The organism is Streptomyces sp. NPDC047049 (genome assembly GCF_040643995.1).
Taxonomy (GTDB): Bacteria; Actinomycetota; Actinomycetes; order Streptomycetales; family Streptomycetaceae; genus Streptomyces; species Streptomyces mooreae.
Genome location: NZ_JBEYVM010000009.1, coordinates 216,893 through 231,606, shown reverse-complemented (window position 1 = coordinate 231,606; position 14,714 = coordinate 216,893). Strand labels below are relative to the sequence as shown.

The 14,714-nt window shown below is 73.1% G+C and carries 9 protein-coding genes; 3 read left to right on the top strand and 6 right to left on the bottom strand.

Going from position 1 to position 14,714, the window contains the following annotated elements:
• Positions 1-317 precede the first annotated feature (317 nt).
• A complete protein-coding gene (locus ABZ851_RS21770) occupies positions 318-1,931 on the top strand; it encodes an NAD-binding protein (protein ID WP_361130052.1) in 1,614 nt (537 codons plus the stop codon).
• An 81-nt stretch (positions 1,932-2,012) separates the two neighbouring features.
• On the opposite strand, the gene ABZ851_RS21765 is transcribed toward ABZ851_RS21770, so the two are convergent.
• The 3 genes from ABZ851_RS21765 to ABZ851_RS21755 all read right to left on the bottom strand — a co-directional run bounded on the left by ABZ851_RS21765 (position 2,013) and on the right by ABZ851_RS21755 (position 7,561).
• Positions 2,013-4,490 carry a SpoIIE family protein phosphatase gene (locus tag ABZ851_RS21765; protein WP_361130049.1) on the bottom strand — a complete coding sequence of 826 codons (2,478 nt, stop codon included), beginning with the start codon at positions 4,488-4,490 and terminating at the stop codon, positions 2,013-2,015.
• 96 nt (positions 4,491-4,586) lie between these two features.
• Positions 4,587-6,218, bottom strand: a complete 1,632-nt coding sequence (locus tag ABZ851_RS21760; protein WP_361130045.1) for a helix-turn-helix domain-containing protein — start codon at positions 6,216-6,218, stop codon at positions 4,587-4,589.
• A gap of 278 nt (positions 6,219-6,496) precedes the next feature.
• Positions 6,497-7,561: an acyltransferase family protein gene (locus ABZ851_RS21755; RefSeq protein ID WP_361130191.1), complete on the bottom strand. Its 1,065-nt coding sequence runs from the start codon at positions 7,559-7,561 to the stop codon at positions 6,497-6,499.
• 1,067 nt (positions 7,562-8,628) lie between these two features.
• On the opposite strand from ABZ851_RS21755, the gene ABZ851_RS21750 reads away from it, so the two are divergent.
• Together ABZ851_RS21750 and ABZ851_RS21745 are read left to right on the top strand one after the other, a co-directional pair.
• Positions 8,629-9,462, top strand: coding sequence for an undecaprenyl-diphosphate phosphatase (locus tag ABZ851_RS21750; protein WP_361130042.1), 834 nt, complete (start codon positions 8,629-8,631; stop codon positions 9,460-9,462).
• A gap of 421 nt (positions 9,463-9,883) precedes the next feature.
• Positions 9,884-11,215 (top strand): DUF5685 family protein, encoded by a 1,332-nt coding sequence (locus ABZ851_RS21745; RefSeq protein WP_361130039.1) that lies wholly within the window; start codon positions 9,884-9,886, stop codon positions 11,213-11,215.
• Positions 11,216-11,277: 62 nt separating this feature from the next.
• On the opposite strand, the gene ABZ851_RS21740 is transcribed toward ABZ851_RS21745, so the two are convergent.
• The 3 genes from ABZ851_RS21740 to ABZ851_RS21730 all read right to left on the bottom strand — a co-directional run bounded on the left by ABZ851_RS21740 (position 11,278) and on the right by ABZ851_RS21730 (position 14,711).
• Positions 11,278-12,105, bottom strand: coding sequence for a hypothetical protein (locus ABZ851_RS21740; RefSeq protein ID WP_361130037.1), 828 nt, complete (start codon positions 12,103-12,105; stop codon positions 11,278-11,280).
• Positions 12,105-13,376, bottom strand: coding sequence for a VWA domain-containing protein (locus ABZ851_RS21735; RefSeq protein ID WP_361130034.1), 1,272 nt, complete (start codon positions 13,374-13,376; stop codon positions 12,105-12,107). The genes ABZ851_RS21740 and ABZ851_RS21735 overlap by 1 nt, the downstream gene beginning before the upstream one ends.
• Before the next feature lie 156 nt (positions 13,377-13,532).
• A complete protein-coding gene (locus tag ABZ851_RS21730) occupies positions 13,533-14,711 on the bottom strand; it encodes an aminotransferase class I/II-fold pyridoxal phosphate-dependent enzyme (protein ID WP_361130031.1) in 1,179 nt (392 codons plus the stop codon).
• Positions 14,712-14,714: the final 3 nt, after the last annotated feature.

Below are 14,714 nucleotides of genomic sequence, written 5' to 3'. Positions count from 1 at the left end.
CGTCCGGATTGGGATTTGCGTAAGCGTATGTGGCGGTGCGCGGCGGCGTATTTGTGGGAGGGGACAAATTCCTCTGCGAGAGCTGTACGTCAGGCCAATGAAGATTGGCGGAAAAGGGGCTCGCGCTCCGGGGCTATGGGTGGTTAGCGGGCTTCGTCGGCCGCTCTCCTCGCCCCTGGCGCCGGCCGCCGCGACACCCGCTGGTGCGGCCGGACAACGGCCCCGGCGAACCCTTGGTCAGCGGGACAGATGCCTCGGGCCGCGGGCGCCCTAGCGTGAGTTCGGCCCTTCCGACGGCCGACGAGCAAGGGGACTCCATGGCCACCCTTCCCTCCGCCCGACAGACCCGTACCGCCCCGCCGCATGCTGTGCCCGCCACCCCATCAGTGGCGGGCGACGGCGGCGGGTCGCGGGACGTAACGCCAGGTGAACCCCGCGGTGACGCTCCTGCGGGGGAGTCGCCGGAGCACCGGACGGGACCGGAGCGTCCGGGGGCCGAGCCCGAAGACGAAGCCGAAGAGCCCGGGACGCATCCGGCCACGGTCCCGGCGGGCCAGGCCCCCGGGACCGTGGTGATCGGGGCGACGACGCTGGCGCGCCGGGTCTGCGCCTCCCTGGAGGAGAGCGGACACCCGGTCGACCACCTGGCCGCACCGGACGACCAGGACCTGCGCCGGGCGCTCGCCGCCCGGCCGGCCGGAGTGGCCGTCCTCGTGGGCGACGACCTGTCCGCGCTGCGCTACGCGCTCGCGGTACGCCACGTCTGCGACACCGTCCGGATCGTGGTCACCGTCTTCGACCGCACCGTGGCGCAGCAGCTCCGGTTGCTGCTGCGCCACTGCGTGCCGGTCTCGCCCGCCGATCTCCTGGCGCCGACGCTGGCCGGACTGTGTGTGGACCCCGACGCGCTGGCCGTATGGGACGACGGGCACGGCGCGGTGGCGGTCCGGCGGCCCGGGGGCCACCTGGTGGAGACGGCGTGGCGGGCGAGCGCGGGCGCCCGGCGGCGCTCGCTGCTCGGGCGGCTGCGGGGGCAGTTGCAGCCGCATGACGCGGACGCCCGTCTGCTGCTCATCGGGCTGCTGGGGATCGTCGCGGTCCTGGCCGCGGACTGGATCTGGCTGGTCGCCGTGTTCCACCGGCCCGTCAGCACCGCCTTCCTGGAAGCCGCCCGGGTCGTCGCCGGAGTGGGACCTGCCGCGCCGCATCCCGGCCACCCCGTGTACGAGGTGGTCTCCGCCGTGGCGATGCTGGTGACGGTGGGATTCACCGCGCTGCTGACCGCGGGCATCGTCGACCGGCTGTCCGGCCCCCGGCTGGTCGGCGTCCTGGGGCCGCGGGTGCTGCCCCGGGCCGGCCACGTCATCGTGGTGGGGCTGGGGCAGGTGGGGCTGCGGCTGTGCCAGACGCTGCGTCAGCTGGGGGTGCCCGTCATCGGCGTCGAGCGCGAGCCCACCGCCCCGAATCTGCGCCTCGCCCGGTCGATGGGGATACCCGTGGTGCTGGCGCACGGTGAGGACCGTGCGGTGCTCGCGCGGCTGGGGCTGGCGCGGGCACGGGCGCTCGCCGCCGTCGGCTCCCACGAACTGGACAACATCGCCGTCGCGGTCGCCGCCCACGGTGTGGCACCGGAGATCCGGGTGGTGCTGCGGGCCGGGGAGGACGAGGCGATCGCGGAGACCCGCTCGCTGCTGCCCCTCGGGCTGACCCGCGACATCACCAGGACCAGCGCGGCCTTCGTGACCGCCCATCTCACGGCCTGCCCGTCCGGCGCCGCGCCCCGGCGCGTCGTGGCCGATGCCGACTGCGACTACGTCGAGCTGCCGGGACGCGGTCTTGTCGGCCGTCCCGTCGCCGCCGGGGACGACTGCGGCCATGTCTGCGGCGAGGGCGAACGGGCTCCGGCCCGCAGTGTGTCCGGGCCGAGGTGAGGGGAGACACCCCGGCCGCGCTCCGCCCGCTCCTGCCCCTGAGGCTGAGCCCGGCCGGGCCCCCGGCGCTCCGGGCCGGGCTCAGCCTTCCTCGACGGCGGATCCGGCCTCGGACGGCATGCTCAGCTCGGTCCAGATGATCTTGCCGGTGGGGGTGTAGCGGGTGCCCCAGCGCCGGGTGACCTGCGCGACGATGAACAGCCCGCGCCCGCCCTCGTCGGTGGTCCGGGCATGGCGCAGACGCGGCGAGGTGCTGCTGGCGTCGGAGACCTCGCAGATCAGGGCGTCCTGCCGGATCAGGCGCAGCGTGATCGGCCCGGTGCCGTGGCGGATGGCGTTGGTGACCAGTTCGCTGACGATCAGCTCCGTGGTGAACTGCAGCTCGTCCAGGCCCCACTCGGACAGCTGCCGGCCGGCGAGAGCGCGGGCGCTGCCGACCACGGCCGGATCGGTCGGCAGGTCCCAGGAGGCGACCTGGTGCGCGTCCAGGGCGTGGGTCCTGGCGAGCAGCAGCGCGGCGTCATCGGACGGCGGCCCGGTCATCAGCGCCTTGACCACATTTCCGCCGATGTCCTTCAGCGTCTGCCCGGGCACCGCGAGGGCGTTGCTCAGCCGGGACAGCCCGACGCCGATGTCGCGGTCGCAGGTCTCGATCAGTCCGTTGGTGTAGAGCGCGATCAGACTGCCCTCGGCCAGCTCCAGTTCGACGGACTCGAAGGGCAGCGTCCCGAGGCCGAGCGGCGGTCCCGCGGGCAGATCGGGACAGTCCACGGCGCCGTCGGGGCCGACGATCAGCGGCGGCAGATGGCTGGCGCGCGCCATGCTGCACCGCCTGCTGACCGGGTCGTACACGGCGTACAGGCAGGAGGCCCCCATGAACGTGGAGGCCACGCTCGGGTTCCCGGCGTCCGCCGCCGGGTCGGCGCCCTGCGTCTTCACCAGGCCGATGACCAGGTCGTCCAGCCGGGCCAGCAGTTCATCGGGCGGCAGATCCAGGTTGGCCAGGGTGCGTACGGCGGTACGCAGCCGCCCCATCGTGGCCGCCGCGTTGATGCCGTGCCCCACCACATCCCCCACGACCAGGGCGACCCGCGCCCCGGACAGCGGGATCACATCGAACCAGTCGCCGCCCACACCGCTCGGCGCGTCCGCGGGGAAGTACCACGACGCCACCTCCAGGGCGGATCCGCCGGTCAGTTCGTGCGGCAGCAGGTTCTGCTGCATCACCCGGGCCGCGGCGCGCTCGCGGGTGAAGCGGCGCGCATTGTCGACACACACCGCCGCCCTGGCCACCAGCTCCTCGGCGAGCCGGACGTCATCCGCCACGAAGGGCCCCAGACGGCGGGAGCGGAAGAACGTCGCCGCGCCCAGGGTGATGCCCCGGGCCTTGACCGGCGCCACCATCACCGAGCGGAAACCGAAGGCGCGGATCACACCGGCCCGGACCGGGTCCTCGGTGACCCAGGAGCTGGTGGCGAAGTCCAGTACCGGCTCCACGAGGGATTCGCCCTTGAGCAGACAGCGGGCGATGGGCGACGAGGGGGAACGCTGGACGGCTTCCCCCACGGCCAGCCCGGCCTCCGGGCAGCCCTGGTGCACCGACTGCTGCCCGGAACGGCGCATGGTGGGGGTGTTGTCGACCGGCCCGGGAACCGGCTCGGCGCCCCGCAGGACCGAATCCAGCAGGTCGACGGCGACGAAGTCGGCGAGCGCCGGCACGGCGACATCGGCCAGCTCCTGCGCGGTCCGGGTGACATCCAGCGTGCTGCCGATCCGCACGCTGGCGTCGTTCAGCAGTGCCAGGCGTTCCTGCGCCCGCCAGCGGTCGGTGACGTCGATGACCATGTACCACAGGCCGATGCGCCGGCCCTGGGGGTCCTCCAGCCCGAAGAACGACGCCGAGTAGGCGCGTTCCTGGCTGGGGTCCGCGTACGTGGGGCTGCGGAATTCGTAGTCCATCACCGGTGCCCCGGTCTGCAGCACCCGCCGCATCCGCTCCTCGAACGCCTCGGCCTCCAGCTTCGGCAAGACCTCCGCCACCCGTCTTCCCAGCCGCCGGTCGAGCGGGATCAGGCGCTCCAGTACCTCGTTGACCCAGACGTACCGCAGATCGGTGTCCAGCACCGCCATACCGACCGGTGCACGCGCCAGGAACGGTTCCAGCATCAGCTGGTTCACCCCGCCGCCCGGCATCCGCCACTCCTCCAGTGCGAGGACGGACCACCGTTCCTGGCCGGTGCGGTCGACAAGCGGCGTGACCTGCACCGCCAGCTGCAGATCCCGGCCGTCCCGGTGACGGGCCGCGACCGAGCCGCCCCAGCCGTCCCCCGCGCGGCACCACCGGGCCACGGCGGCCACCCGCGCCTCGTCGCCGGGTATCGCCAGCAGCTCCGCCGCGCTGCGGTGCAGGATCTCCTCGGCGGGGTGGCCGAGCAGCCGCTCCGCCGCCCGGGTCCACGCGACGACCCGCCCCTGGGCGTCCAGTTCGGCCGTGGCCGCCTTCGCCATGTCCCATGCGCGGCCCGAACCGCCCGGCACCGCATTCTCCGAGGTCATCATCGCCAGCCTGTCAGCCCAATGGAGCAATATCGCCCATTTTAGGAGAATTGTGGACTAGCGGCGGTCTGCGTGGTCCAGGGAAGGGGATGACCGCGCTCAGGGAGCCGGCGGCAGCCGCAGCTGGAGCATCGCCAGCAGTCGCTGGTCCGGGCGGCTGAGGTCGAGGCCGGTCAACTCCTCGGCACGGCGGATCCGGTAGCGCAGCGTGTTGGGGTGCACATGCAGTCCGGTGGCGGCGGCCCGTACGTCGCCGAAGGCGTTCAGGTACGCGAGGACCGACTCGGCCAACTGCCCCTGGCTCCGGCTGTCGTGGGTGACCAGGGCGGTCAGCCGGGGGTCGCGCATCTCCGGGTGCGCGGAGAGCAGCGTCAGCACCTCGCTGACCAGCACCTCGGCCTGGATGTCCGGCAGCGCGGCGACCGTGGTGGCGACCCCGGCGCTCACCATCGCGTCGAGGATCCGGTCCGCCTCCCGCCGCGATTCGGGAACCTCCCCGAGCCCCGGCACGATGCAGCCGATGGAACCGCGCAACGACATGCCCAGATGACGGCCCGCGGCATCGGTGATCGCCTGCCCCCAGCCGCGCAGCGTGCCGGTGTCGATGCTGCGCGGCAGCTGCGGCAGCAGTACGTAGATCCGCGCATCGACCTGGGTGACCAGGGCGCTGCGGTGCCGGGCCGCGGTGTGCACCGAGATCAGGTTGCTGACCTCGGAGCGGGCCAGCTCCGGCGGGGTGGCCTCGGCGGTCCCGTACGAGAATCCCAGGACGGCGGCCGGCCGGGCCGCGTCCAGGGCCAGGTGGTTCGCCAGCGGCTGGGGTCCGGTGCTGCCCTCCAGCAGTCCGGCCGCCAGCGTCCGGGTCAGCGTCAGGTCCGCGGAGAGCTCCCGGCGGCGGCGTACGAGGTGGAGCGCGGCGACCCGGGCCGCACCCAGCAACGCCTGGTCCGCGTGCTCGGTCAGCGGCGCCGAGCCCTCCTGCACCCAGATGGTGCCCAGCTGCCGCTCCCCGGACCGGATGGCCACCGCGAGCCGCCGGCGGATCCCCAGCTCGGGGTGGCTGTCGATACAGATCACCTCGTCGGAGGCGCGCAGCCGCTGGAAGACGCCCCACTTCCGCAGCCGCGCCAGATACGCCTCCGGCCCCTGCCAGCCCAGGATGGACAGCCGCCGCAGGTCGTCGACCTCGTCGGAGTCGGTGGAGCGGGAGTAGGCCAGCACGCGGTTGGCGGTGTCCTCGATGCTGACGATGCCGCCGGTGAGGACGGCGGTGGTCTGGGCGAGCGAGAAGAGGTCGCCTTCCTCGGGCCCCTCGCCGGGGCGCCCCTGCGGCATACTCTCCAACGCCGCGCGGACCAGCGCGTCGACCTGCTCCCAGCGCGCCTCGCTCCGGACGGACAGCAGCGCGATGCCCGCCTCGACGGCGGTCGCGCTGAGCGCCGCGGCCTGCCCGGGAGTGTCCAGCTTGACCGCGACGGCGGCGGCGCCGTCGCGCCCGCCGGCCCGCAGCGCGGGGAATGCGGCGCGGCCGCGGGCGCCTATGGCGAGCACCAGCTCGCCGGGGTGGGTGATCGGCGGATCCTCGGGGTCCAGCAGCGCGACGCTGCGGATTTCGACGTCCAGCCCGGCGGGCGCGGCCTGCAACTCCACCAGGGGCTCACCCAACGACATCAGCAGCTGGCGCAGGCTGATCCCGGTCGCGGGTGACGACGCCGCCGAGGACGGTTCCATGGCCGGCGCCTCTGCCGGCTCCGGGTGGCCTGGGCTCATGGGGCTGCTGGCCATCTTGCAGGCACTTCCGATCACGTCACATCAAGCATTCGGCCGGCCCCGAGGCGAGCCACCACCGCACGTATGAGCTACGCCAACAGTACTGATGCTATCCGCCGGGGCCGGGGCCGTGGGGGCAGAGGGGCGGAGGGGGCGGGACTGCCGGTGCCCCGGCCACTGCCCCCGCCCCCGGGCCACTCCTCCCCGGGCCACCGTCACGCAGGTGTGCCAGGCCGTCGTCAGACCGTACGGCCCTGTGGGGCGCCGGGCGGGGGCGACGGCTCCTTCCTGAAGGCCCACGTCATCTTCGGCTCCATGACGAAGCGCAGGGCGCGCTGGACCGGTGGGGTGCACAGCAGCGTCACGATCACCCCGGCGAGGAGCGTGATGGCGAGGGCGCCCCATGGGGTGTGGATCCAGTCGGCGTCGTACCAGTCCCACCACCGGGAGGCCTTGGCCAGGAAGCCGTGCAGCAGGTAGCCGTAGAGCGTGCCGGCGCCCAGTACGGTGCACCACATCCGGCGGCCGGGCACCCAGGCAAGGAAGCAGGCCGTGAGGACCAAGGAGCAGCCGAACATGGCCAGTTGCATCAGGACGCCGCACCACCACGGCACCCCCAGATGCTGTGCGCTGTCGGTGTGGTAGAACCACGCGTCGTTCATGCGCGGCACGGCCCAGTAGGCGAAGGCCAGCGCGGCCACGAGCACGGGCACCGCGGCGATTCGTGCCGCCCGGCGGCGCACGACCTGGAAGTGCTCCGGTTTCAGGCACATGCCCAGAACGAAGAACGGCAGGAATTGCAGGACCCGCTGCAGGTCCAGGCCGCTGCCGAGATCCGGGGAAACCGAGGCCGCCAGGGCGATCGCCAGGGCCAGGGGTACCGGCCACCGGACGATCCGCCACAGCGGGGCGGTGAGCCGCCAGAGGAACAGGGCGACCAGGAACCAGGTGAGGAACCACGGGTCCGTCAGGTCGACCGAGAAGTCGGGCAGGTCGCCGGCCCAGTACCGGAACGCCGCGTAGGCCGTCTGGAAGACGATGTACGGGACGGCGACGCCGGTGACCAGCCGCTGCAGCTGGTTCCGCCGCATTGCGAAACTACGGGAGAAGTACCCGGATATGACAGTGAATGCGGGCATGTGGAACGCGTAGACGAAGATATAGAGCGCGGCCGCGCTCCGGCTGCCGGCGTAGAGCGGTTCCCAGGCGTGGCCCAGAGCCACCAGCACGATCGCCAGGTATTTGGCGTTGTCGAAGAATGCGTCGCGGTGCTTTGCCGGGGGTGGCGGCGAGGTGCCCTGGATGTCGCCCGGGGTGCCGGCAGGAGGGCGGGCGGGGGAGCGGCCGGGGGCGGCGGCGGTCCGCTCGGCGGAGGCCGGCCGGTCATCGTCCTGCAGGGCGGAGGCGGAGGCGGAGGCGGAAGCGGCGGCGGAGGGGGAGACAGGGATCACGACACGGCCTCCCAGTGGTCGGTCGGCCGTCGGACCCTTCTTGCCGTGGTGGTGGGGGCGATCACTGCGGCGATCGTGGCAAGCGGCATCCTGACTCCTCATAGGTGCTCGTGCGGGACGGGTGGAGGACCCTACCGGCGCTGGGTGACGCGCCTGGTGTGAGCCGGCGGGACCCGGTGCCCCACAATGCTGTGGGGGCCTTCGCCTCCTGGGGCGCCCGCGGATCGGAGGCGCACCCACGGATCGGGAGCTGCGCCTGTTCGGGCAGTGCGTGCTCCGGCCGGGAGGCGGGTCCGCAGGCCGACGGTGCGCCTGCGCCTCGGCCATGGGACGGTTCCCCCCTCCTGGTCGTCTACAGTGTTGTAGACCATCTGGCACTCTAGACACCGGGGCGCGCGCGACGCATCCCGGCCCGGCACGGGAGGGGCTGACGACATGGCGCGGTGCCCGGGTGCCTGCCCTTCTGTACGTCGCCGGTCATGGGCACCGTTCATCCGTACCGAATCCCGGCGGCCGTCCGCCACCCGGGCCCGTCACCATGACCGTTGCTCTCCCGCTCCCGTTCCCGCCGGCCCCGGGCCTTTTCGCACGTCCCCCGTTCGCGCCGGCACCGTTCGCCGGCCGCCCGCACCGCCCCGTCCGCCTGCCGGGCCGCTGCCGCGCCCGCCCGCCGCGCCCTTCGCTTCGGCCCGACGGCACGACCACCAGTACAGTCGCCTCACCGACCGGTGCGCCGCGGCATACGCGGGCCCCGGTGACGCCGGAGGCATCCGCGGGACCCGCCCCGGCCGAGCCGAGGGCACCGACGAGGTTGCCGCTGCCCCCTCGTCCCCGCCGCACGCCCGGCCGCAGGACCCCCCGCCCACCGCACCACGGCGCACCCGCGCCGCACGTCCACCCCATCACCGGAAATGGATCCCATGAGCGCGATCAGCATCGGCCAAGCCGTCGTCCTCGGAGCCGTCGAGGGGGTGACGGAATTCCTTCCGGTCTCCTCCACCGGCCACCTCAAGATCGCCGAAGGCCTGATGGGCATCCCCGTCAACGACAAGACCGTCGTCGCCTTCTCCGCGGTCATCCAGGTCGGCGCGATCGCCGCGGCGCTCGTCTACTTCTTCAAGGACATCGTGCGCATCGTGGGTGCGTGGTTCCGCGGGCTGCGCAATCGCGAGGAGCGCTACCACCACGACTACAAGTTCGCCTGGTGGGTGATCTACGCCACCATCCCGATCGTGGTCGTCGGCCTGGCCGCCAAGCCCCTGATCGAGGGCCCGCTCGCCTCCCTGTGGGTGGTGGCCGGGTCGCTGATCATCGGCAGCGGGGTGATGTGGGTGGCGGACCAGATGGGCCGCCACAAGCGCGGTGAGGACGACACCTCGCTCAAGGACGCCATGTGGGTCGGCTGCTCCCAGATCCTCGCCCTCCTCTTCCCGGGCTTCTCCCGCTCCGGCGCGACGATGTCCACCGCCCTCATCCTCGACCTGGAGCGCGTCGCGGCCACCCGCCTCTCCTTCTTCCTGGGCATCCCGGCCCTCACCGGAGCCGGCATCTACGAGCTGAAGGACGCCATCGGAGCCGGTGCCGCCGTTGCGCCCCTGGCCATCGGCACCGTCGTCTCCTTCGGCGTCGCCTACGCCTCCATCTCCTGGCTGCTGAAGTTCGTGGCCAAGCACTCCTTCAACTCCTTCGTGATCTACCGGATCCTCGTCGGCGCGCTCCTCTTCGGCCTGCTGGGCATGGGCGTCCTTTCCTGACGACCGCAGCAGGGCCCGCCACGACGAGCGGACGCGGGGCCTGTCCCGGCCGAGGTATCCGCCAAGCCGGTTGAACACTCCCGGGGCGCAGTCCGTACAAAGGGGTGTGCCGCGGGATTTTCCCCGATTCCCGGCCCGGCCCGGCCTTCCTGTGGACCCGGGCCCCGCGGCCGCTCCGCCGGTGTTTCCCCTGGCACCGCGGAGCGGCCGCCTTCACCGCCGCGCGGGCCGGACCGGACCGGTCCGGCGACCGCGCCACCGTCACCCCCGATAGGACGGGACATCAGGCGCCACGGCCTCCATGGCCCCCGGTATGGGGTGTGTGCCCAGGTCAACGGCCCACTCGGTACGATTCCTGCCGCTGCCGGCCCGCACCGACCGAGGCCGGTCCACGCCGATGTCTTACGGGGGTTTCTTCCACATGTTCGGAATCGTCCGGCCCTGCACCCATCGCCTGTCGCAAGGACTCAAGGCGGAGTGGATGGCCCATCTGTGCGGTCTCTGTCTCGCGCTGCGCGGCGACCACGGGCAGTTCGCCCGGGTCGTCACGAACTACGACGGGCTGATCATCTCCGTGCTGACGGATGCGCAGTCCGGCCCCGCGCGGGCCGGCCGCCGTACCGCGGGGCCCTGCCCGCTGCGGGGTATGCGGACCGCCTCGGTGGCGCAGGGAGAGGGCGCGCGCCTCGCAGCATCGGTGTCCCTCGTGCTCGCCTCGGCGAAGATACGCGACCATGTCGCCGACGGGAACGGAGCGTTGCGCCGCCGGCCGGTGGCCGCCGCCGCGCGCAAGGTCGCCGCGGGATGGGACCGGGCCGGGGCACGCACCGGTGCCGGCCTCGGCTTCGACACCGCCGTGCTCGTCGACGCGGTCGACCGGCAGCTGGGCATCGAGGAGCTGGCCGGGCCCGGCACACCGCTGACGTTCATCACCGAACCGACCGAGACGGCGACCGCCGCGGCCTTCGCGCACACCGCGGTGCTCGCGGGCCGGCCCGGCAACGCGGCGCCGCTGGCCGAGGCCGGCCGGTTCTTCGGGCGGCTGGCTCATCTCCTCGACGCCGTGGAGGACCGTGCCGAGGACGCCGCCGAGGGCGCCTGGAACCCGCTCACCGCCACGGGCGCCACCCTCGCCCAGGCCCGCCGGCTGTGTGACGACGCGCTGCACGGCATCCGTCTCGCCCTGCGCGACGTGGAGTTCGCCGACTCCGCCCTGGTGCATGTGCTGCTGGTCCACGAACTGCGCCGCTCGGTGGACCGCGCCTTCGGCACGGCTTCCTGCTCCCACCAGGGGCACGGAGCGCCGGGGCCCTACGACGGCCAGGGCGGGAACCCGTACCGAAACGGCGGGCCCTCCCCGTACGGGCAGCCTCCCCACTACGGCCAGGCACCGGCCGGCGGCGGCCCGTACGCCCACGGGCAGCAGCACCTGAACGGGCCGCAGAACCCGTACAGCGGCGGCCCGGTGGGACCCGGCGGTCCGGGCGGCGGCCACGGCGGTCACAGTGGCGGCTTCGGCGGGGGCGAGGGCGGGATGCCGCACTTCCCTCAGCAGCCGAAGAAGCCCCGCGGCTTCTTCGCCGGCTGCGCGGTCGCCATCGGACTGTGCTGCACCTGCAAGCTCTGCTGCGCGGAGGAGTACGAGGGACCGTGGTCGCGCAAGAAGCGCGAGGGGTGCTGCCAGGACTGCGATTGCTGTGACGCCTGCAGCTGCTGTGAGTGCTGCGAATGTTGCAGCTGCTGCGACTGCTGAATCGCTGGCGTCCGGAAGGCCGGGGGCGGCCACGACACGTATCGTGACCGCCCCCGGTCCGGTCAGGCGCCCGGCGGCACCCGCGACGGGCGTCCTGAGCCCGCGGTGAAGCGGTAGCCCGCGATGCCACCGAGGGCAGCGAGCAGCCCGCCCGCCGCGGTCCAGATCCAGCGGTCGGACCACCCGCCGGACGACCAGCCGCCGTCCGGCTCGCCCAGGGCGGCCAGCTTCCCGGGCGCTGCGCTCTCCTGGGCCTCGGGCGAGGCGGTGGAGGCGCCGGGTACCAGGGGAGCCGCGAGCGTGCCGTCCACGTCGTGGGCGCCGCCCTGGTCGGCGAGGGCGGCGTCGACCTCGGCGTGTACCGGCAGACCGAGGTCGTCCTTGGGCAGGTCCGCCACCGTCAGGCGTACGTAGTAGCTGCCCGGCAGGGGATCGTTCGCCCACGGCTCCGCCCAGGCGCGGACCGTGCGCAGCGTGCAGGAGAGTTCGACGGAACCGGCATCCCGCGCCGCCGCCCTGGTCTGGGCGCCGTACTGGCACGCCTGACGGCGGCGCAGCCCGTCATAGACATCGAGCTGCCAGGTGGCCGTGCCGTGCCGGGCGCTCTGCGGGAGGGTCACCTTGGCCTTGACGGTGGCGCGCTGCCCCGCGTCCACGGGCAGCACCCAGTACAGGTAGTCGCCGGTGGACGCATCGGCCGTGGCCCGCTGGTCCGGTTTGATGGCGGTCGCCGTACGGAACGAGGTACCGGCCTCCGTCGGGGCCGGCGCCTCCCCGTCCGTGCTGGTGCTGGGACTGGGGGACGGGCTGTCGGCGACGACCGTTCCCGCCGTGCCGAAGAGGGCGGCGCCCGCCAGCACAGCGGTCGTCAGGGTGCGTAGGGTGCGCATCAGCGGGTCCTCCAGACGGTCACGCGCCAACGGGAGATCCAGCCCCACAGCAGGCCGGTGAGCAGGCCGGCGAGGGCCAGCGAGACCAGCAGCCACCAGCCGTGACCGAGGCCGAAGAAGGCCGCGTCGGAGGCATCATCGGGCCCGTCCACCAGGTCGACGGTCAGCTCGACGGGCAGGCCCGGGTCGGTCTTGACCGAGGCGGGCGCCGAGAAGGAGTTGCTGACCTGCAGACATACGGTCTCCGCCGCGGATGTGTCGTCATCCGAGGAGGCGGACGGCGCCTTCGGGTAGCGCAGCCCGGAGGAGATCACATCCGTGCGGCCGTCGCCGGCCTCCGCGCCGCGGACGATCTCCCTGCCGTGCACGGTCGAGGCCCGCAGCAGGACCCCGTAGTCGTTGTTGACCGCACGGTCGGCGGCGATGCTCACCGAGGCCCGCAGTTCCTGGCCGGGCCGCACGTCCACCCGGTACCAGCGGTGCTCGGCGAACTTCTCACGGTCGGTGTAGAGACCGGGCTTGAGCTCCGGGGCACCGGCGCACTGCTGAGCCCCTTCGGTCGCCACCGGAGTGACCACCGGACGGGCCGCGCGGTCCACCAACTGGTGTACCCGGTCCCGGAGTTCCTTGGTGTGCTGTACCGAGGTGTAGGTTCCGCCGGTCGCCTCGGCGATGCAGCTCAGCTGGTTGCGGGTCTTGGCGTCCGGCAGCAGACCGAGGGTGTCGACGGTGAGGTGGATGCCCTTGGCGGCGATGTCCCGCGCCACCTGGCAGGGGTCGAGCGGGGCGCAGGTGTCCTCGCCGTCCGTGATGAGGACGATCCGGCGCGAGCCGTCGCCGCCCTTGAGGTCGTCGGCCGCGCCCAGCAGCGCCGGTCCGATGGGCGTCCAGCCGGTGGGGCTGAGCGTGGCCACCGCGGTCTTCGCCTCGGTCCGGTTCAGCGGCCCGACCGGGTAGAGCTGCCGGGTGTCCTTGCAGCCGACTTTCCGGTCCTCACCGCGGTAGTTGGCGCCGAGGGTGCGTATGCCGAGCTGGACCTCGTCCGGCACGGCGTCCAGCACCTCGTTGAACGCCTGCTTCGCCGCGGCCATCCGGCTCTGGCCGTCGATGTCGCGCGCCCGCATCGAGCCGCTGACATCGAGCGTCAACTCGACTTTGGGGGAAGGCTTGGCGTCCGGTTCATCGGCGCCGGCGGGTGTGGGGGCGAGCGCGAGGGTCATCGTGGCCAGCAGGCCGCACACCCCGGCCGCCAGCCGTTTTCTTGTGATCATCGCCGGATCGTATGGAGAAAGTCCGCGCATTCCAAAAACGGTCCCTCACATACGGGACGGGGAAGGGGCGGTGGCGCGGAGGCCGGCCCGGCGGACCGGCATCCGGTCTCCGTACGGCGGCGGGGGAGGGGTGTACGAGCACGCCCGGTGCCGTGGTCAGCCCAGTGCGGCGGCCATCCGCCGTACGGCCTCGGTCAGCAGCTCGGGCGAGGTCGCCAGGTTGAGCCGGACGTGCCCCGCGCCGCCGGTGCCGAAGCCGGCACCGGGGCTGAGCGCGACCCTGCCGCGGGCGAGGAAGACCGCGGCGGGATCGTCACCGAGGCCGAGCGCGCGGCAGTCGAGCCAGGCGAGATAGGTCCCGGCGGCGGGGCGGTAGCGGACCGCGGGGAGCCGTTCGGCCAGCAGTCCGCCGAGCAGCCGGCGGTTGTCGTCGAGGCCGCGGAGCACCGCGTCGAGCCAGTCGCCGCCGTCCCGCAGGGCGGCCGTGTGGGCGATGATGCCGAGGTGGCTGGGGCCGTGGCTGACCTCCTCCGGCATACGGGCCAGATCGTCGGCAGCGGCGGGTCCGGCGAGGGCCAGTGCGGCCTTGAGGCCGGCCAGGTTCCATGCCTTGGACGCCGACATCAGCGACAGCCCCGACTCCGCCCCCGGCACGCTCAGGTAGGGCACGAACCCGGCGCCCGGGGCCACCACCGGCGCGTGGATCTCGTCGGCGACGACCCGTACGCCGTACCTCTCCGCGAGCGCCGCGACCGCGGACAGTTCCTCGGCGCCGTGCACGGTGCCGGTGGGATTGTGCGGGCTGCACAGCAGGTACGCGGCGCGGCCCCCGTCCGCGACGGCGCGTTGGAAGGCCCCCTCCAGCGCCGCGAAATCGATCCGCAGGTCCGCTCCCAGCGGCGCTTCCACCACGCGCCGGTCCATATGCGTCACGAACTGGTAGAACGGCGGATAGACGGGGCAGTTGACGACCACCGGGTCTCCCGGCCCGGTGAGCTGCTTCAGCACTTCGACGATGCCCAGCATCACATCGGGCACGATCGCCGTACGGTCCACCACGAGCCCGTCCCAGCCCCACCGCTTCCGTGCGAAACCGGCCAGCGCCCGGGCGTACGCGGTGCCCGCCGGGTAGCCGGTGTCGCCGAGCGCGACCGCCTCCGAGATCGCCGCGGCGACCGGTTCGGCGAGCGGCACGTCCATCTCCGCCACCCACAGCGGCAGCACATCGTCCGGGTAGGTACGCCACTTCATGCTCGTACGCCGCCGCAGTGCGTCCAGGGAGAGCCGGCGCAGCGGGTTGGGGTCGTCGGGGGAGGTACGCGGCACGGGATCCATGGA